The sequence below is a fragment of the Diaminobutyricimonas aerilata genome, from assembly GCF_002797715.1.
GTDB lineage: Bacteria > Actinomycetota > Actinomycetes > Actinomycetales > Microbacteriaceae > Diaminobutyricimonas > Diaminobutyricimonas aerilata.
Map to the genome: position 1 here is coordinate 3118855 of NZ_PGFF01000001.1, position 18057 is coordinate 3136911.

The window sequence follows — 18057 nt, forward strand, 5'->3', positions numbered from 1 at the left end:
GATCACGCGGCGGCGGCCGGGCCCGAATTCTCGTTCTCGTCGTCCGGCGGGATGGTGCACATCCGCTCGGCGACGAGTCCGCCGACGAGCAGCGCCACGGCTCCCGCCGTCATGGCCGCGGCCATCAGCACCGAGCCTACTCCGCCGGGCACCGACGAGCGCCCGACGAGATAGATGAGGATGCCGATGCCGCCACCGCCCAGCAGGGAGCCGGTGAGCGCGGCCGCCTTCGCGAGCAGCACGACCCGCATCGCGTAGAAGGGGTCGACCTTGTTGTGCATCCGGTCGCGCACCGCGCGCCGGACCGGCAGCGCCGCGAGCACGACGATGGCCGCGAGCACGAGCAGCACGATCGCGAGCGAGTACGGCGGCATGACGATCGCCTGCCCGGCGGCGGCGAGTCCCGCGTCGAGGAAGAATCCACCGACGGTGCCGATCACGGCGAAGAGCACGAGGGTGGAGGGGGTGGTGTGCTTCATCGGACGCCTCCACGGAGCTCGGTCAGAAGATCCCGCACCGGTCCGGCGCCGGTGAGTCGCGCATCCGGGTCGGCCTCGAGCCAGGGTGCGAGCACGAACTCGCGCTCGGTGGTGCGCGGATGCGGGAGGGTCAGCCGGGGGTCGTCGCTCACGACCCCGTCGACGTCGATGAGGTCGAGGTCGAGGGTGCGGTCACCCCAACGTTCGGCGCGTACCCGCCCATGCGCGCGCTCGATCCGCTCGAGTTCGGCGTGCAACGCCGTCGGCTCGAGTTCCGTCTCGACGACGACGACCGCGTTGAGGTACCGGGGCGCGGAGTCGTCGACGCCGTCGAGCTTGAGTGCCGCCGTCTCGTGCAGACCCGACCGGGCCACGACCGCCGTGTTCTCGAGCGCTTCCAGCTCGGCGATGGCCGCCTCGAGCGTCGCGGCGCGATCGCCGAGGTTGCCGCCGAGAGCGATCACGGCGCGCGTCATCGTCGGCTCCGCACGATCGTCACCGACACGTCGACGAACGGCACGGTGATCGGGGCGTGCGGCTTGTGCACGGTGACGATCGTCTGCTCGACCACGGGATGCGCGAGCACGACCTCGGCGATGCGTTCGGCGACGGTCTCGATGAGGTCGACCGGGTCGCGTTCGACCGCCGCGACGACCTCTTCCGCGAGTTCCCCGTAGTGCACGGTGTCGTGCAGCGCGTCCGTCAGCGCCGCGGCACGCAGGTCGAGTTCGGCGACGACGTCGATCACGAACTCCTGCCCGTCGCGGCGCTCGTGCTCGAAGACGCCGTGGTGGGCGGTCGCGCGCAGGCCGGTGAGCGTGATGCGGTCCATCATGCGAGTGCCCCCTGTCGCCAGGCCTCCGCGACGGCGAGCGCCGCGCGGGTTCCGGGTACATCGTGCACCCGAACGGCCCATGCGCCCTCGCGCGCCGCGAGCGCGCTCACGATCGCGGTCGGGGCGTCGCGGTCGGTGACGGGCGCGTCGGGGTCGAGCAGTTTGCCCAGGAATCGCTTGCGGCTCGCGCCGACGAGAACGGGGAAGCCCAGCTCGACGAGCTCGCCGAGGTGTCCGAGCAGGGCCCAGTTGTGCCGCGCCTTCTTGGCGAAGCCGAGCCCCGGATCGAGCACGATGCGCTCGACCGGCACTCCCCGGATGATGAGTTCGGATGCGCGCAGCGCGAGGGTGTGGTGCACCTCACGCACCACGTCGGCGTACTGGGTGTGCTTGTTCATGGTGGCGCTGTGCCCACGCCAGTGCGAGGCGATGTAGACCGCGTCACTCTCGGCGATCACGCGATGCATCTCGGGGTCGGCGAGGCCGCCCGACACGTCGTTGATGTAACGCGCGCCGGCCGCGATGGCCGCGACGGCGGTGGCGGAGTTCATGGTGTCGACGCTCACGGCCACGCCACGCTCGGCGAGGGCCCGCACGACGGGGATGACACGACGCTGCTCCTCCTCGACGGGCACGCGGTCGGCGCCGGGACGCGTCGACTCGCCGCCGACGTCGACGACGTCGGCGCCCTGCTCGACGAGCTCGAGGCCGCGGGCGATCGCATCGTCGGCGGAGTCGAAGCGCCCGCCGTCGCTGAACGAGTCGGGGGTCACGTTGAGCACGCCCATGATCGACGTGCGCCGCGAGCGTCCCGTGCGATCCTGCTGCACGAGCGCGTCACCCATCGCGGCTCCCGGCGTCGCCGCGACCGCCGATGAGCGCCATGACGTCGGCGCGCGCGACGGGGTCGGTGAGCAGTCCGCGACTCGCCATCGTCACCGTGGAGCTGTGGGCCTGACGCACCCCGCGCGCGTTGACGCATCCGTGTTTCGCGTCGAGCACGACGAGCACTCCACGCGGTTCGAGGCCGGTCTCGAGCGCATCCGCGATCTCGTCGGTGAGGCGTTCCTGCACCTGCGGCCGCGAGGAGAGCGTCTCGACCACGCGCGGCAGCCGGCCGAGGCCGACGACGCGGCGGTCGGGCAGGTAAGCGAGGTGGGCGACGCCGGTGAACGGCAGCAGATGGTGTTCGCACATCGACCGGAACTCGATGTCGCGCAGCACGACGGCCTCGCCCGTGCGGTCGCCGACGTCGATCGTCTCGCGTAGATGGTCGAGCGGGTCGGCGTCCAGCCCGGAGAAGAATTCGCCGTACGCCTCCGCGATGCGTTGCGGAGTCGTCGCGAGCCCCGACCGGGTCGGATCCTCACCGATCGCGGTCAGGAGCTCGACGACGGCCGCTTCGATGCGCCGGGTGTCGATCGCCACCGCGGCCTACGCGGTCGCGATGCCGGGGGTCTTCCGCGGGCGCGGCGCGCGACGCGAGGTGTCCGCCGGCGGCTCCGAGTCGACGCCGCCGTCGACGGCACCCGCATCGATCGGGGCCTTCGCGGGGATCTTCACGGGAGGCAGATCGGAGATCGGGCGCTTCTGGCTCGAGAGCCACTGCGGACGCTCCGGCAGGCGACGCACGTCGGCGAAGATCTCGGCCAGCTGGTTGTGGTCGAGGGTCTCCTTCTGGAGCAGCTCGGTGGCGAGCCGGTCGAGGATCTCGCGGTTGTCGCTGAGCACCTGGTACGCCTCATCGTGCGCCTGCTCGATGAGGAGGCGCACCTCCTCGTCGACGCGCTCGGCGATCGTCTCGGAGTAGTCGCGCTGGTGGCCCATGTCGCGCCCGAGGAAGACCTCGCCGCTCGACTGTCCGAGCTTCACAGCGCCGACGTTCGCGCTCATCCCGTACTCGGTGACCATCTTGCGGGCGATGCCGGTGGCCTTCTCGATGTCGTTCGACGCACCCGTCGTGGGGTCGTGGAACACGATCTCCTCGGCGACGCGGCCACCCATCGCGTAGGCGAGCTGGTCGAGTAGTTCGTTGCGGGTCACGGAGTACTTGTCCTCGAGCGGCAGCACCATCGTGTAGCCGAGGGCGCGACCGCGGGGCAGGATCGTGACCTTCGTCACCGGGTCGGTGTGGCGCATCGCGGCGGCGGCGAGGGCGTGACCACCCTCGTGGTACGCCGTGATGAGCTTCTCCTTGTCCTTCATCACGCGGGTGCGGCGCTGCGGACCGGCCATCACGCGGTCGACGGCCTCGTCGAGGGCGCGGTTGTCGATGAGCTGCGCGTTGCTGCGCGCGGTGAGCAGTGCGGCCTCGTTGAGCACGTTCGCCAGGTCGGCGCCGGTGAATCCGGGCGTCTTGCGGGCGAGCACCTCGAGGTCCACCCCGGCGGCCATCGGCTTGCCCTTCGCGTGCACCTCGAGGATGCGCTTGCGACCGAGCAGGTCGGGGGCATCGACGCCGATCTGGCGGTCGAAGCGACCGGGACGCAGGAGCGCCGGGTCGAGGATGTCGGGGCGGTTCGTCGCCGCGATCATGATGACGTTGGTCTTCACGTCGAAGCCGTCCATCTCGACCAGCAGCTGGTTGAGGGTCTGCTCGCGCTCGTCGTGACCGCCGCCCATCCCGGCACCGCGGTGACGGCCGACGGCGTCGATCTCGTCGACGAAGATGATCGACGGGGAGTTGTTCTTCGCCTGCTCGAACAGGTCACGCACACGACTCGCGCCGACACCGACGAACATCTCCACGAAGTCCGAACCGGAGATCGAGTAGAACGGCACGCCCGCCTCACCCGCGACAGCGCGCGCGAGGAGCGTCTTACCGGTACCGGGAGGGCCGTAGAGCAGCACGCCCTTGGGGATGCGCGCGCCGACCGCCTGGAACTTCGCCGGCTCCTTGAGGAACTCCTTGATCTCGTGCAGCTCCTCGATCGCCTCGTCGGCGCCCGCGACATCCGCGAAGGTGACCTTCGGGCTCTCCTTCGACACGAGCTTCGCGCGGGACTTGCCGAACTGCATGACGCGGTTGCCGCCGCCCTGCACGCGCATGAAGAGGAAGTAGAAGATGACGCCGATGATGAGGAACGGCAGCAGCACGCTGAACAGCTGCGTGAAGAAGTTGACCTGAGGCACCTCGTCGTCGAAGTCGGCCTTCGACGCGTCGATCGCCTCGATGATCTCCGGTCCGCGCGGCTGCACGTAGTAGAACTGCACGCGCTCGCTGCCCTCGTAGGCCTTGCTCAGCACGAGGTCGACGCGCTGCTCGCCGTCGACCGTCTTGGCCTGTTCGACGGTGTCACCGCGCAGCAGGGAGAGACCCTGCTGGGTGGTGATCTCGCGGAATCCGCCCCCGGCGGTCAACAGACTGAAGCCCAGCCAGAGGGCGAGCGCACCGACGATCACATAGATGATCGGTCCGCGGAAGAGGCGCTTGAAATCCATGGTCCGCCAAGGCTACAACCCGGGCGCTGTGCGGGCACCGGGTGTTCGCCGTCGGGGTAATGGGCGCGCGCTCGGCGCCCGCTGTGCGGCGTTACTCGTAGACGTGCGGCGCGAGCACCGCGACACCGCGCAGATTGCGGTAGCTCTCCGCGTAGTCGAGGCCGTAGCCGACCACGAAGTCGTTCGGGATGTCGAAGCCGATGTACTCGACGTCCACCTCGACCTTCGCCGCATCCGGCTTGCGCAGCAGGGCGCAGATCTTCACCGACGCGGCGCCGCGGCTCTGCAGGTTGCCGAGCAGCCACGAGAGCGTCAGTCCGGAGTCGATGATGTCCTCGACGATGAGCACGTCGCGCCCGGAGAGGTCGGTGTCGAGATCCTTGAGGATGCGCACGACGCCGCTCGACTTCGTGCCGGCGCCGTACGACGACACCGCCATCCAGTCCATGTCGATGTGCATCCGCAATTCGCGGGCGAGGTCGGCCATCACCATGACCGCACCCTTGAGCACGCCGACGAGCAACGGCTTGCGCCCCGCGTAGTCGGCCTCGATGCGGCGGGCGAGCTCGGCGATCTTGTCGTGGATCTGCTCTTCGGTGAGCAGCACATCCGTGAGGTCGTCGCGCACGTCATCCAGCCGCATCCGGGTTCCCTTCGGTCGTCTCGGCCGCGCTGAAGACGAGGAGCCCCGCGCGCCTCTCCACCCTAACGCCGGGCAGGTGCACCGGGCCCTGCCCGTGCCAGTCCGTCACGAGCCGCGCGATTTCGAGGGTCTGCGCCCGGCTCAGGCTCACGTGGAACTCGCTCGACACCGCGAGCCGGATGAGCCGCTGCCGCAGCGCCGCCGGGTTGCTCGCGAGCGCGGCGACCGGCAGCGAGATGCCCGCCTCGGCGTGCTCCGCGAGCTCCTCCGCCACCTCCTCTGCGAAGCGGTCGAGCGCCTCGTCGTCTTCCCGCAGTTGGTCGGCGGTGCGGGCGAGCGCCTCGGCGACACCCGGCCCGAGCTCGCGTTCGAGCACGGGCAGCACGTGCTCGCGCACCCGCACGCGCGTGTACGCGGGGTCGGAGTTGTGCGGGTCCGTCCACGGCTCGAACCCCGCATCCGCACACGCCGCGATCGTCGTGGCCCGGCGCAGGGCCAACAGCGGGCGCCGGTAAAGGCCCGCTGTGGCGGGCATCCCGTGCAGGCTCGACGCGCCGCTGCCGCGGGCGAGGCCGAGCAGCACCGTCTCGGCCTGGTCGTCGAGCGTGTGTCCGAGCAGCACCGCCGCGGCGCCCGTCTCGGCGGCGGCCGCGTCGAACGCGGCGTACCGGGCGGTGCGCGCGGCCGCCTCGGGTCCGCCCTCCGTGCCCACCTCGACCCGGCGCACGAGCACGGGGGCGAGCCCGAGCTGCTGCGCCTGCCGCGCGGCCCGGTCGGCGACCTCGGCTGACGCCGCCTGCAACCCGTGGTCGACGATCACCGCGCCCGCCCGCACCCCGGCGCGCGGCGCCTCGAACGCGGTCGCCGCGGCGAGCGCGAGCGAGTCCGGCCCGCCGCTCAGCGCGACGAGCACGAGCGGCGCGTCCGCGGGCACCGTGGTCGGCGCGAGCTCGTGCGTCGGAAACTCAGGAGTTGCGGGCTCCGCGCCCACCGGCTCGTGTGTCGGAAATTCAGGAGTTCCCGCGACGGGCCGCGTTGCGGGTTCAGGAGTTCCGCGCGATCCCGCTGCGGGGAACCCCGCCGCACCCGAGCTCGCGTCCGGGTCTCCTGAATTTCCGACACCACCGCCCGCGACCGTCGCCGGCGCGACTCCTGAATTTCCGACACCACCCCGCGCGACCGTCGTTGGCGCGACTCCTGAATTTCCGACACCGGGAGCACCGGCGGCGGCGGGAGCGGCGTCCACGCGGCGCGGGCCGCGGGCGCGCGGCGCGAGGTCCGTGAGCACGGCGCGCACGGCGCGGCGCACGTCCGCGACGGCCGGGGTGAGCCGGGGACGACGGTCGGACGGGGCGCCGGAGGTCATCGGATAACGTTATGGCAGCATCCGCCGAGCGAGGAGAGAACCACATCATGGCCGACTACGACGTCGTGATCGAGATCCCCAAGGGGAGCCGCAACAAGTACGAGGTCGACCACGAGACCGGTCGCGTCTACCTCGACCGCGTGCTCTTCACCCAGTTCGTCTACCCCACCGAGTACGGCTTCTTCGAGAACACGCTCGGCCTCGACGGCGACCCCGTCGACGCGCTCGTGCTGCTCGAGTACCCCACCTTCCCCGGCGTGGGCATCAAGGTGCGCCCGGTCGGTGTCTTCAACATGACGGATGAGGCGGGCAGCGACGCGAAGGTCGTCTGCGTTCCCTACAAGGACCCGCGCTGGCAGCACATCCAGGACATCACCGACGTGCCCGAGCACGTGCGCAAGGAGATCGAGCACTTCTTCGAGCGCTACAAGGACCTCGAGCCGAACAAGTGGGTCAAGACCGAGGGCTGGGGCGACGCCGCCGAGGCGGAGGCGATCGTGCAGGCGGGCTTCGAGAAGTTCCGCACCGAGGGTCACTGACCTCACACGAGTTCCGAGAGGGCCGCGATCCGGAAGGGTTCGCGGCCCTCTCGCATGTGCCGGACACGCGGCGGTGTTCCCGAGTGGGCGAATCCATCGCCAGGACGCCGGCGTTGGCGATGGATTCGCCAACTGACGGTCACGGGTGGCGCGACGCTCCCGTCGACACGCTCAGGGAGCGGGACGCCGGGAGACGTGGAGCGGGTCAGCCCGTGGGGCGACCGGCCTGGCCGAAGAGCTCGCCGTACCGCACCGGCACGATGCGCACCGGCTTGCCCGCGTAGGGGGCCTCGATCATCTGGCCGCCGCCGATGTACATGGTCACGTGGTACATGTCGCGCCCACCGCTCGAGGTGTACCAGAGCAGGTCGCCCGGCTGCATCGCGCTCAGCGGCACGAGGCGCCCCTGCGACCGCATGGTGTTGTACTGGTTCGTCGCCGAGTGGGTGCCGATGTAGACACCCACGGATGCGTAGCTGTACTTGGTGAGGCCGGAGCAGTCCCAGCCGGGGTTGCCGGAGCCGGCGAACTGGTACGGCAGGCCGAGCTGCCGCTTGGCGAAGTCGATCGCGCCGGCCGCCTTGCTCTGGTTCGGCGCGGGCGCCGGGGCGGGCGCGGGGGCCGGGGCGGGGGCCGGAGCAGGCGCCGGGGCGGGCGCCGGAGCCGGAGCCGGGGCAGGCGCAGGAGCACCGCCCCCACCGGGAGCGGGGGCCGGAGCCGGGGTACCGCCGCCGGTCGACCCACCGGTCGCCGGGGCTGCCGGCGGTGTGGTGCCCTCGATGTAGGCGCGCTCGAGTTCGGCGGTCGTGCCCTTGAGCGTGGCGAGCTGCGCGTAGAGCTGCTGGCCGGCGGCCTCCTGCTCGCCGACGCGCGCATCCGCACTCGCCGCCGCATCCTGGGCCGTCGCGAGCGCCGCCTTCGCCGCGTCGAAGAGCTTGGTGCGCTCCTTCTCGGCCTCCCGCGCGTCGGCGGTCAGGCTGCGGGCGAGGTTGCGGTCGCGGATCGCGGTGTCGTACAGGGTCGACGACTGCTCGGTGAGCTTGCTCAGCGTGCCGAGGCGGGCGAGCATGTCGCCGTCCTTCTTGTCGTCGAAGAGCAGGCCGACCGTGACGTCGCCCCCTCCGGTGCGCGCGAGCTGCGCGACGAGCGCGGCGGCGCGCTTGCTCGACTCCTCGGCCCGCTGCTTCGCCTTCTCGGCGTCACGCTCGAGCTTCTCGGCCTTCGCCGTCGCGGCGTCCAACTCGTCGAGCGCCTGGTTGTACAGCTCCGCCTTCTGCATGGCGGTGCGCTGCGCGCCCTCCGCCTGCGTGCGCAGCGCAGTGAGGATGCCCTCGATCTCGGCGACCTTCTCGGCCGCCTTCCTCGCGTCGGCGCGCGCCGCCTCGACCTCGTCCCAGCTGGGGTAACTCGGCGCCGCGAAGGCGGGCCCGGTGACGGCCGCCGTCGAGCCGAGGGCGGCCGCGACGGCGAGCGCCACGTAGCTGATGGGTCGGGTGCGAGTGCTCGCCATGATTCGGGTCATCCCTCCGGATGGATGTGGTGCGTCAGAACGAGACGCCCTGGCTGCGCATGAACGGAATCGGATCGGTGGTCGCGCCGTTGATCCGCACTTCGTAGTGCAGGTGGCAACCGGTCGAGTTGCCGGTGGTGCCGGTGATCGCGATCAGCTGGCCGGGTGACACCGCCTGGCCGATGGAGACGCGCATGCCGCCGTGCACGATGTGCGCGTACTGGGTGCTGATGCCGCCGCCGTGGTCGAGGCGGATGTAGTTGCCGTAGCCGCCGCCCCACGCGATGAGACCGACCGTGCCGGCGTGGGCCGCGTAGATGGGCACGCCGCAGCCACCGGCGATGTCGGTGCCCCAGTGGGTGCTGACCTTCCCACTGATCGGATGCACTCGGGTGCCGTACTGGCTCGTGATGCGCCCGGTGGTCGGCCAGGTCCAGCCGGATGCGCTGATGGCGCCGGGGGAGGTGGTCGCGCCGCCGCCCGGGGGCTTGAGCGTCGTGAGGTACTCGGCGTACGACGCGTCCAGGCTCTTGCGGGTGTCGATCAGGGCGGCGAGCTGGGCTTCGAGCTCGGCGGCGTGGTCCTGCTCGGCCGCGAGCGCCTGCTGGGCCGCATCCGCCTTGCCCTGGGCATCGAGGTAGGCGGCCTCGGCTTCGGCACGCAGCTGCTCGCGCTTGTCCTTCGCGACCTGCGCCTGGTCGGTGAGCGACTTGGCGGTGTTCTGGTCCTGCACGGCCTTCGCGTAGATGCCGTCGGTCTGTTCGGTGAGACGGATCGCGCGGCTCATCTGCGAGAGCACGTCGTCGGCGTCGTCGCCGTTCGCGAAGAGGTTGGCGGTGAGGTCCGAGCCGCCGATGCGCGAGAGCTGCGCGGCGAACTGTCCGGCGTTCTTCTTCGACTCCGCCGCGGCCGCCCGCGCCTTCTCGGCCTTCTCGCGCTTGGTCTCGTAGTCGAGGTTCGCCGCCTGGAAGTCCTCATCGGCCTGCATGTACTTCGCGTTCGCCTCGTTGGCGATCGCGAGCTTCGATTCGGCGTCGGCCTTCAACTGCGTGAGGAGCCCGCGGATGCGCTCGACCTCGGCCTTCGCTGCGGCCTCGTTGTTGCGGGCCTGCTTGACCTCGTCCCAGGTGGGGTAGTCGACGGCGTAGGCGGCCTCGACCGGGCCCGCCGCGACGCTGACCGTGGTGAGCAGTCCCCCGATGGCGAGCGCGACGATGAGACGGAAGCGGCGCGTGCGCCGTCCGCCCATCCCCCGAGTAAGCGTGACGTCCATAGATCCCCGAACTCCCGTGTGGCCGCGCGGAATCACGTCAGTCACAGAAGTAACAGTGACAACAGTAACAACGCATGGCGGTTCTGCACAGTGGTCGCCGCATTCCACCCACCCGCGGCAAGCTTCAACGACGACTTGAACCTAAGTGGTCGGTCCACGGATGCCGCGCTGATTCGCCGGTTTCGCCGACATCCGCTGGATTGCGCGACATTCCCCGGGTCGTCGGCCGCGCATCCGCCGGGTTTGGTATTTGGCGGATGCGCCCGTATGCTTGACCCTCGGTTGCTATGGCGTCTGGTACTACATGGCCCCATCGTTCAGTGGCCTAGGACTCCGCCCTTTCACGGCGGCAACACGGGTTCGAATCCCGTTGGGGTCACTTGAGCGACTGATAATTGAATAAAGCAAGGCCCTGTAGCGCAGTTGGTTAGCGTGCCGCCCTGTCACGGCGGAGGTCGCGGGTTCAAGTCCCGTCAGGGTCGCCAGGTGAGGCGCTAGACGTCGAGCCGATGGCTCTGTAGCTCAGTTGGTAGAGCGTTCGACTGAAAATCGAAAGGTCACCGGATCGATGCCGGTCGGAGCCACCAGTGAAACCCCCGGTTTACCGGGGGTTTTCTCGTGTCAGAGCGACATCCCGCGAGGCCGCTCGTGAGGCTGTGCCATTAATGTGCCATTGAGGGTTCGCCTGGTTCGGCGTTGTGCCTTCCGGGGTTCGGGGTCGGCGGTCTCGGCGATGCTCTTGTCGGCCGTCGCGCCGGTGCTTTCGTCGGCTCGTTTGAGCGCATCGTTCAGGGCAGCGCCGGGCACCGCCGTCGTCGCCGCGCATCCGCGGCTCGCAGCCGTGCTCGACGCACACGGCCTCACGCTCGATCCCGTGACCGGCGAGGTCGCTGAGCTGGAGCCTTTCAATGCGGTGATGAGCAAACGGGCCGAGCAGGTTGCGCGCAACCTCGCGCGGTTCGAGAAGGACTGGCGGGCGGCCCATCCCGGCCACGAGCCAAGTCCGGGTGCGATGTCGCGGCTGACCGCGATGGCGTGGGATCACGAGCGGCCGCACAAGAAGCCGACGACGCTCGGCAGCGAGGATGCGTGGCAACTCAAGCTCGAGGTATCCGGATATCGACCCGACCTTGAGCGCATGCCGACGCAGCAGTGCATCGCACTCGAAGACCTGAGCGTGCAGGATGTCGCATCCCGCGCGCTCGATCGTTGCGCCGCCGCATCGTCGACATGGACCGTGCACGACATCCAGGATCACGTGTCGCGGATCATCACGGAGGCCGGCGTGCGTGCCGACCCGGCCCCGCTGCGCGAACTCGTCACGCTCACGACGCGACTCGCTGAGCAGGGCTGTCTGTCGGTGCTGCCGCCCGGAGGTCCGCTTCCGGAGCACGTCGCCCACCTGACGGGCCTCCACGTCATCGCCGTCGAGACCCGTCTGCGCGACCTGCTCACGGCCCATGCCGAGCGGCCGCGGCAGCGCACACCGGATCTTTCGGGGATCGCACGGCGACTCCGGCTCGACCCGGCGCAGGCGCGCGCGGCCGAGGCAGTGGCATCCGCCCAATCACTGGTCGTCGTGGAGGGTGCGGCCGGCGCGGGCAAGACCACCATGCTCGCCGCCGCGATCGAGGGCGCGGCCATGCATGGGCGTGCGACGCGGGTGATCACCCCGACGAAGAAGGCAGCCGACGTTGCGCATCAGGAGCTCGGAGTTGCCACCGACAGCGTCGCCAAGCTCGTGCACGAACACGGGTGGCGGTGGAATCGCGACGGCGTGTGGACACGGCTCGCCATCGGCGACCACGACCCCAATACGGGTGCCACCTACGCCGGCCCTGCGGCATCCGCTCGGCTCACTCGCGGCGAGCGGATCGTGGTCGACGAAGCGGGCATGCTCGACCAGGACACCGCGCTGGCGCTCCTGACCCTCGCCGACGAGTGCGGCGCCACTGTTGCCCTCGTGGGCGACCGCGCGCAGCTCGCCGCGGTCGGACGTGGCGGCGTCCTCGACATGGCTGCGCAACTACTCCCCCGCGTGCACCGCATGACCACCGTGCACCGATTCGTCGACCGCGAGTACGCCGCGCTCACCGCGCAGATGCGGCGCGGTCAGCATCCGGAGGCACTGTTCGATCGGCTGTGCGCGCTCGGGCTCGTTGCGATGCACGAATGCCCGGAAGCGCAGCTCGAAGCGCTTGCGGGCGAGTGGCGCGAGGGTTGCGCGATGACTGTTGCGACAAACGATGAGGCGCGCGAGTTGAATGCGCGGGTGCGCGAGGAGCGGGTGCGTGCCCGCGATGTCGATGACAGCCGCACGGTAATCGGAAGCGATGGGCTGAGCATCGGGCGCGGCGATGTGATCCAGACTCGGCGGAACGACTCTGGCGTGCGGGTGGCGAATCGGCAGATGTGGGTTGTTCAGGGGGTGGGCGAGGATGGTGCCGTTTGGGCCGCCGAGGACGCCAGCGGGCGAAAGCCACGTGTGGTGCGACTGCCTGCCGAGTACGTCGCCGAGCACACGCATCTCGCGTACGCCTCGACCGCCTACGGAGTACAGGGCGTCACCGTGCGCGAGTCCACACGATCCTCGGCGACGCCATGGGGGCGGCGAGCGCATATATGGGCATGACCCGGGGACATACCTCCAACCGCCTGCACCTCGTCGCAGCTAATATGGATGATGCACGGGAGCAATTCGCCGTTGCGCAAGAACGTGACCGCGCCGACCGCGGTCTCGCCCCCGCGGCCGTCGCCGCGCAGGCGTCCGTGCGCGGCCTCGCGACGGGCACGGATGGGCTGGGTTGCGATGCTCCTGCGCCGGACGGAATGCGCTTCGGTCAAGCCTCCACACCCCGGAGCACGCCGGGCGCCGGTCTGCGCCGCTGAGGTGTTTGGATCGCGCTACACCGGAGCCCGGGCAAACTCATTGATAGTCGTTGCGAAGGGATGGCGGTCGCGGCGGCATCAGCAGGTGAACCGAGCGCCCTGCGCCACACAGGCCCTACGGTGTGTAAGCCGTTCCCAGCTCATCTCGCGGAGGCTCAACTCCTCGTGCTAACTTGCAAATAGGAGGTCGGAGCGTCGGCTCCACTGGCTCGAGACCAGCGACTTCCACAGAACTAGGTCGACCCGGGTTCGAGTCCCGGCCCGGTACATGCCGGTGTAGCTCAATAGGACAGAGCCCCTACGTCTTAGTCCAACCAGCTCGAACGTGTCCATACACCGAGTCCTCGCGCGGACAGCTCAAGGTCGCTCTCAGCAACGTCCACATCTCGATAGATCTGGCGTGCGTAACCCACGAGGGATCGGCGCCAATTGGCTGAGTTGCGGGGCTTCGCAGTCTGCGCACTGAAGTCGTCGACAATGATGCTGGCCCACTCCGATTTCGTCAGCTCCCGCGCGATCAGGGAGTTGATCTCGCGTCCCAATCGTTTCGTGACTGCAAAAGCGGTAAAGATGTGCTCGGCGGTTAGATCGAGACGACCGGCGCGGTCAATCGCCTCTGGCTGCAGCCCCAGGTTGAGCTTCGCCCAACCTTCCCGCGCTTCGACGCCCATTGCAGTGATCTGCTCCTGGAGCTTTGCGCTAACGCTGCCACCCTCATGCGTGATGCAGTTGCGGAGTTCCCTTAGTACATGAAATGACTGCATCCACTCTTCTGGGTCGTCCACGCCGCAAGATTCGAAAAGCACAGTGTGCATGTTCCATGCCTTGATGGCCTTCCCGCGGGTCACGAGTCTTCTGCCGTGTGAAGTAAGCATGTCTAGCGTGCCCATTACGAAGTCTTCATGAGTCGCGAGGGCGTACGGCACTGCGACCGACGCTATGTGGTAATCGGCATCGAGCAGGAACTTTCGCGCGTCGTCACTTCGAAGGTTGAAACGCGCGATGTGCTCGACGGCAGGGAATACCTCGCCAAGAGTCCTGGAAGACCCTGCAGTCAACTGGAGAGTGTGCGCCGCAAGACGCGAGCCCGCGAGAAGCGCGGTCATCGCGTCGTTAACATTCACACGGCTTTCGACGTATGCACGATATGAGGGATAGAGGATCTCGGCCACTTCCCTTACCTACCACAGGCCCGCGCTTCCATGGCCCTGAAGATCTGAGCGGAGACGCTCTCCCTCACCAGCGGTTCGCGCTCGATCGAAACGACAAGACGGGGGCGAGGGGGTGTCCCTCGCCCCCTCGAGCTACCAGGGCTCGATCGTGATGGTGATTCCAGATACAGTGGCGGTCACAGTGATGCGGAAGCCTGACCTCATCGGGTTCTCCTCTCTCTTGGGATGCCCCCTCCTGTCTTGGCCGACGAGGGGGCATCTGGCTGATCACTAACTGTGGCCCTGAGTACCGCAGGAATCAATAAAGTCCACCGACGCTGTGAGCGGGGTATGACCGCATATGAAGCGGATTTACTAGTCATCTTCAGCGGTGTCGAAGTACGTCAACAGCGGGGCAATACCGCAGGTCTGGCGGTATGTTAATAGGAAGTATCTCTTGTACCCCAAGGATCCCTGTGTACCCCCGGACCCCACGCCACTCCGCTGAGGTCGTCAACTACTTCGACGGAGCGTTGTATGGACGTCCCCTCTGAGGCCATCGAGTCTCTCGGCCGCGCCACCGCGAGGTCGAAGCGCAAATCGAGCGTCAACTTCCCGATCAACTATGTAAAGCGTGGGGATCGGGCCCCAACGGCTGCCCGGCTCTTTCGATCTGATGAACTTCGCCTGAAGCTCCACATGACCCTCGCGATGCAGGCCACTAAGGCCCCGCACACGCTCCCCAAGCGTCCAACTCAGTCCTTGGCGCGGTTGTTGAACGTGCCGGCCGACACGGGCCCTCGCCGGGTCAGGGACGCAATGAAGTTCCTCCAGAAGGAGAACCTCATCACCACTACCGACCTTGCAGAGGGGAAGGCAGGGCTGTTGCTTCTTCATCCGGACGGCTCAGGAAACCCGTGGGATGGCAACGGAAACCGTTGGGTCGGTGTGCCCTTTACTCTGTGGACGAATGCTTGGATTCTGCGGCTAAGCGGGCGCGCTATCGCCGTCTTACTTGCACTCCTCGAACTCAACGGCGGGTCCGAGCATCCTGACGGCGAACTCATGGACGGCCACCGCAAGAAGCAGTACGGACTCTCTGATGACACCTGGACGCGAGCAACCCAGGAACTCGAGCGGTTCAACCTTCTGCGAACAACCCAGGTCCGCTGGGGTGACGACGACTATGACATCCGCCAACGCAAGCGCTACTTCGTGATACGCGAGAACTTCGATCACTCTCCCGACTGGAGTCAGCCGTAGCGCCTGCTAGTTGACACACCCACGAAGGGACCGCGCGTTCGGGTAGTTCCGACTCCGCGCTCCTCGGTCCAGTCGCGTCGAGCACCAAATCCCGGGCCGAAGAATACCTGCTCGCCACCGAGGCGGTGGCAATCGCGCGCGCCCCTGCAGCCGAGTCGAGGTCAGCCAATCGACCTGGTGCTCCTCGGCAAGATCCCGCCCGACCAAGTCAACCGGAATCGATCACTTGGGGGCTCATCGCAGACTCGATTCCAAGCCGAATCTGTGCCATTAATGTGCCATCAAATGCGCGAAAACCAACTGAAACCAACTGTGACCGTTTTGAAGAATCCCTGATCAGCGCGATATCGTATCCATAGAAATTGAGCGAAAACCGCCGAGGCTCACTGAAAATCGAAAGGTCACCGGATCGATGCCGGTCGGAGCCACAGCCTGAAACCCCCGCCCCGGCGGGGGTTTCGTCGTTTCCGGGGTGTCTCCACCGCCCGGCTCCACGACAGGGGCGGGGAATCATCCTCGCGGGCGAGTGCCGTCCGCCTCCCGATCGACGACACCCGCGGGCGCCGCTGCTGGAGTGGCAGCATGACCAACTCCGCACCGCATCCGCTCGGCCGCCGCACCTCGCGGCTGCTCGGCCTCGCCGCCTCCGCCGCCCTCGCCGCCGTCGTGTTGACCGGATGCTCCGGCATCACGAACGCGCTCGAGAAGGTGCACGAGGAGAGCTTCGAGAACGTCCGATCCGCGGAATCGGGATGGAAGGGCGTCGACTTCCCGACCTGGATCCCGGATGACGGCACCGGCATCCGCAACCTCGCGACGACGAACGAGAGCGGCTCGGTCGTCTACGTGGCGACGGAGTCCGACCCGATCGGCTGCGAAGAAGCGGACCGGCGGGGTCTGCCGTTCGACGACCGCGAGTGGATCGCGACGCCGGATCCTCTGCCCGACACGGTGTGGGCCTGCGGCGACTACGAGGTCACGCGGGCCGACGGCGGTCTGCTCGGCTGGTTCAACGCCACCGAGTCGGGACAGAAGCCCGGGTCCTGAGTGCACGCGCGTCGCGCGCCGACGTTTCAGCGATGGCGCGTGATCCGCTCCTCGGGGATCCGCTCCAGCCGTGCCCAGCCACGCCACCCACGTTGCTCGAGGATCGCCAGGAGCCGCCGTGCGACGGGCGTGGACTCGGCCATGGTCGCGTCGAGCAGGGCCGCGAAGGGGTCCGACGGATCGGCGTCGCCGACCTCCACCTCTCCGCTCTCGACCGAGCGGATGCGGAGCTGCTCGATGATGTCGGCGAGTTCGACGACTCGGGGGTCGTCCGGCGACCACTCCGACACGGAGCTGAGGAGGCGATAGAGCCGAATCGTGTCCGGGTCCTCGTCCAGCTGGCGGTGCTTCTCGGCGATCACGGCGTCGATGTCCGGGATCTGCGCGGCGAGCATGATCCACGCGTCCCGCTCGAGCTCGATGTAGGCCTCCCCGACACCGAGCCCGCGCAGCCGGTCCAGGTAGTCCACGACGACTCTGGGTAGAGCCAGATCGTCGCCGGCAGCGAGCTCGGCGATCCGCTCACGGTTGCGCTGGAGCCGACGGATGTCTGCTCTCAAGGCCGTGTCGATCTCCCGCACTGCGTGAGCGAACTCCTCGGGGCCGGCGACGAGGAGTTCCTGCACTCGTGCGCGGGGCACGCCGGCGTCGGCCAGCACACGGATGCGGATGAGCCGCACGACCGCGGCGGCGTCATACCTGCGGTAGCCGGAGTGGTCGCGCCCTGGCTCGTCGAGCAGGCCGATCTGGTGATAGTGCCTGACCGTTCGCACCGTCACCCCGGCATAGGAGGCCAGTTGACTGATCGTGAGCATGATCCAGACTGCCTCAACCGGCGACGCCGCGCACCGCGTCGGCGATCGTGCGGAAGTCCTTGCGCAGGATCGCGCCGTGAGTGCTCGCGACCTTGGCGTGAATGGTGATGTGCGGGTTGCGTTCGGCCACCGCGGGCACGCTTGCGCGGATCCGCTCCTGCCCATCCCCCGTGCTGCCGAACGACGTCCCGGACGCGAGAACGTACCGGGTCGGGACGGTGATCCTGTCCATCACCGGACCGAGCTCCCGTTCACGAGCGAGCCTGCCGACCTGGATGTTGCATTCGGCCATCTCCAGGGCGGTCATCCGCGGCGTGAGCCCCGTCACGCGAAGTGGCACCGTCAGCCAATGCAGACGACGGAAGACCGTTCGGATCCCTTGCTCCATCTCGTCGTCGAGCCAGTCGTGCGGCTGCGCCCCATCGACGAGCACCGCCCCGATCGTCCGGTCCGGATTGCCGCTCGCCCAGTGCGCGGCGACGAACGCACCGTACGACCACCCGACCACCACCGCACGGTCGACACCTCGAGCGTCGAGAACGGCACCGACATCCCGGACCGCCGCCTCGAACGAATAGTCCACCGACCGTCCGGATTTTCGACCACGGGCTCGCTCGTCGTAGGTGATGTGCCGCCAGGCCGGCCCGAGTTCGGCGATCACCCGCCGCCAATAGCCCTGGGTTGCGAACTGTCCGTTGAGGTAGATCACCGGAGTTCCGGAGCCACCTGAATCGGTGACGGCCAGCGCAGTGTCGTCGACCGGCACCATGCCGGTCCAGGCCGGGGGCGAGGGCGTGGTGTTCATG

At 68.4% G+C, this 18057-nt stretch carries 17 protein-coding genes and 3 tRNA genes; 7 read left to right on the forward strand and 13 right to left on the reverse strand.

Features of this window, described 5'->3' with window-relative positions; genetic code table 11:
* Window positions 1–2 precede the first annotated feature (2 nt).
* The 8 genes from CLV46_RS14855 to tilS form a co-directional block, all read right to left on the reverse strand.
* Window positions 3–479: a DUF3180 domain-containing protein gene (locus CLV46_RS14855; protein WP_100365498.1), complete on the reverse strand. Its 477-nt coding sequence runs from the start codon at window positions 477–479 to the stop codon at window positions 3–5.
* Complete coding sequence (folK, locus tag CLV46_RS14860; protein WP_100365499.1) at window positions 476–955, reverse strand: 2-amino-4-hydroxy-6-hydroxymethyldihydropteridine diphosphokinase; 480 nt, start codon at window positions 953–955, stop codon at window positions 476–478. The genes CLV46_RS14855 and folK overlap by 4 nt, the downstream gene beginning before the upstream one ends.
* Window positions 952–1314: a dihydroneopterin aldolase gene (folB, locus tag CLV46_RS14865; protein ID WP_100365500.1), complete on the reverse strand. Its 363-nt coding sequence runs from the start codon at window positions 1312–1314 to the stop codon at window positions 952–954. Before folB ends, folK begins: the two co-directional genes overlap by 4 nt.
* Window positions 1311–2159, reverse strand: a complete 849-nt coding sequence (gene folP / locus CLV46_RS14870) for a dihydropteroate synthase (protein ID WP_245866909.1) — start codon at window positions 2157–2159, stop codon at window positions 1311–1313. Before folP ends, folB begins: the two co-directional genes overlap by 4 nt.
* Entirely contained in the window at window positions 2152–2742 is a 591-nt protein-coding gene (gene folE / locus CLV46_RS14875) for a GTP cyclohydrolase I FolE (RefSeq protein ID WP_100365501.1), read from the reverse strand. The genes folP and folE overlap by 8 nt, the downstream gene beginning before the upstream one ends.
* A 6-nt stretch (window positions 2743–2748) precedes the next feature.
* A complete protein-coding gene (ftsH, locus tag CLV46_RS14880) occupies window positions 2749–4755 on the reverse strand; it encodes an ATP-dependent zinc metalloprotease FtsH (protein WP_100365502.1) in 2007 nt (668 codons plus the stop codon).
* A 91-nt stretch (window positions 4756–4846) separates the two neighbouring features.
* Window positions 4847–5398 carry a hypoxanthine phosphoribosyltransferase gene (hpt, locus tag CLV46_RS14885; RefSeq protein WP_100365503.1) on the reverse strand — a complete coding sequence of 184 codons (552 nt, stop codon included), beginning with the start codon at window positions 5396–5398 and terminating at the stop codon, window positions 4847–4849.
* Window positions 5385–6332: a tRNA lysidine(34) synthetase TilS gene (gene tilS, locus CLV46_RS14890; RefSeq protein WP_245867103.1), complete on the reverse strand. Its 948-nt coding sequence runs from the start codon at window positions 6330–6332 to the stop codon at window positions 5385–5387. The genes hpt and tilS overlap by 14 nt, the downstream gene beginning before the upstream one ends.
* Before the next feature lie 479 nt (window positions 6333–6811).
* On the opposite strand from tilS, the gene CLV46_RS14895 reads away from it, so the two are divergent.
* A complete protein-coding gene (locus tag CLV46_RS14895; protein ID WP_100366090.1) occupies window positions 6812–7303 on the forward strand; it encodes an inorganic diphosphatase in 492 nt (163 codons plus the stop codon).
* Between the two features lie 205 nt (window positions 7304–7508).
* On the opposite strand, the gene CLV46_RS14900 is transcribed toward CLV46_RS14895, so the two are convergent.
* Window positions 7509–8813, reverse strand: a complete 1305-nt coding sequence (locus CLV46_RS14900) for a C40 family peptidase (RefSeq protein WP_100365505.1) — start codon at window positions 8811–8813, stop codon at window positions 7509–7511.
* Between the two features lie 34 nt (window positions 8814–8847).
* Entirely contained in the window at window positions 8848–10062 is a 1215-nt protein-coding gene (locus tag CLV46_RS14905; protein ID WP_100365506.1) for a peptidoglycan DD-metalloendopeptidase family protein, read from the reverse strand.
* Window positions 10063–10392: 330 nt separating this feature from the next.
* Here CLV46_RS14905 and CLV46_RS14910 point away from each other — a divergent pair.
* The 4 genes from CLV46_RS14910 (at window position 10393) to CLV46_RS14925 (ending at window position 12718) form a co-directional block, all read left to right on the forward strand.
* Window positions 10393–10465 (forward strand) — tRNA-Glu (locus tag CLV46_RS14910).
* Between the two features lie 29 nt (window positions 10466–10494).
* Window positions 10495–10571: transfer RNA gene (locus CLV46_RS14915), tRNA-Asp, on the forward strand.
* Between the two features lie 26 nt (window positions 10572–10597).
* Window positions 10598–10673 (forward strand) — tRNA-Phe (locus tag CLV46_RS14920).
* A 152-nt stretch (window positions 10674–10825) separates the two neighbouring features.
* A complete protein-coding gene (locus CLV46_RS14925) occupies window positions 10826–12718 on the forward strand; it encodes an ATP-dependent DNA helicase (RefSeq protein WP_245866911.1) in 1893 nt (630 codons plus the stop codon).
* Between the two features lie 562 nt (window positions 12719–13280).
* Here CLV46_RS14925 and CLV46_RS14930 read toward each other — a convergent pair.
* Window positions 13281–14147 (reverse strand): hypothetical protein, encoded by an 867-nt coding sequence (locus tag CLV46_RS14930; RefSeq protein WP_157802351.1) that lies wholly within the window; start codon window positions 14145–14147, stop codon window positions 13281–13283.
* A 516-nt stretch (window positions 14148–14663) separates the two neighbouring features.
* Between CLV46_RS14930 and CLV46_RS14935 the strand changes: the two genes are divergently transcribed.
* Entirely contained in the window at window positions 14664–15389 is a 726-nt protein-coding gene (locus CLV46_RS14935) for a helix-turn-helix domain-containing protein (protein ID WP_100365508.1), read from the forward strand.
* Between the two features lie 582 nt (window positions 15390–15971).
* A complete protein-coding gene (locus tag CLV46_RS14940; RefSeq protein ID WP_100365509.1) occupies window positions 15972–16436 on the forward strand; it encodes a hypothetical protein in 465 nt (154 codons plus the stop codon).
* 26 nt (window positions 16437–16462) lie between these two features.
* On the opposite strand, the gene CLV46_RS14945 is transcribed toward CLV46_RS14940, so the two are convergent.
* Both CLV46_RS14945 and CLV46_RS14950 read right to left on the reverse strand, forming a co-directional pair.
* A complete protein-coding gene (locus CLV46_RS14945) occupies window positions 16463–17251 on the reverse strand; it encodes a MerR family transcriptional regulator (RefSeq protein WP_100365510.1) in 789 nt (262 codons plus the stop codon).
* Between the two features lie 13 nt (window positions 17252–17264).
* Window positions 17265–18056 (reverse strand): alpha/beta hydrolase, encoded by a 792-nt coding sequence (locus tag CLV46_RS14950; protein WP_100365511.1) that lies wholly within the window; start codon window positions 18054–18056, stop codon window positions 17265–17267.
* Window position 18057: the final 1 nt, after the last annotated feature.

What these genes read in the sequence shown, in the direction of transcription:
- CLV46_RS14855 (WP_100365498.1), bottom strand. Translation starts at nt 479, where the DNA reads ATGAAGCACACCACCCCCTCCACCCTCGTGCTCTTCGCCGTGATCGGC.
- folK (WP_100365499.1), bottom strand. Translation starts at nt 955, where the DNA reads ATGACGCGCGCCGTGATCGCTCTCGGCGGCAACCTCGGCGATCGCGCC.
- folB (WP_100365500.1), bottom strand. Translation starts at nt 1,314, where the DNA reads ATGATGGACCGCATCACGCTCACCGGCCTGCGCGCGACCGCCCACCAC.
- folP (WP_245866909.1), bottom strand. Translation starts at nt 2,159, where the DNA reads ATGGGTGACGCGCTCGTGCAGCAGGATCGCACGGGACGCTCGCGGCGC.
- ftsH (WP_100365502.1), bottom strand. Translation starts at nt 4,755, where the DNA reads ATGGATTTCAAGCGCCTCTTCCGCGGACCGATCATCTATGTGATCGTC.
- hpt (WP_100365503.1), bottom strand. Translation starts at nt 5,398, where the DNA reads ATGCGGCTGGATGACGTGCGCGACGACCTCACGGATGTGCTGCTCACC.
- CLV46_RS14895 (WP_100366090.1), top strand. Translation starts at nt 6,812, where the DNA reads ATGGCCGACTACGACGTCGTGATCGAGATCCCCAAGGGGAGCCGCAAC.
- CLV46_RS14900 (WP_100365505.1), bottom strand. Translation starts at nt 8,813, where the DNA reads ATGGCGAGCACTCGCACCCGACCCATCAGCTACGTGGCGCTCGCCGTC.
- CLV46_RS14905 (WP_100365506.1), bottom strand. Translation starts at nt 10,062, where the DNA reads ATGGGCGGACGGCGCACGCGCCGCTTCCGTCTCATCGTCGCGCTCGCC.
- CLV46_RS14935 (WP_100365508.1), top strand. Translation starts at nt 14,664, where the DNA reads ATGGACGTCCCCTCTGAGGCCATCGAGTCTCTCGGCCGCGCCACCGCG.
- CLV46_RS14940 (WP_100365509.1), top strand. Translation starts at nt 15,972, where the DNA reads ATGACCAACTCCGCACCGCATCCGCTCGGCCGCCGCACCTCGCGGCTG.
- CLV46_RS14945 (WP_100365510.1), bottom strand. Translation starts at nt 17,251, where the DNA reads ATGCTCACGATCAGTCAACTGGCCTCCTATGCCGGGGTGACGGTGCGA.
- CLV46_RS14950 (WP_100365511.1), bottom strand. Translation starts at nt 18,056, where the DNA reads ATGAACACCACGCCCTCGCCCCCGGCCTGGACCGGCATGGTGCCGGTC.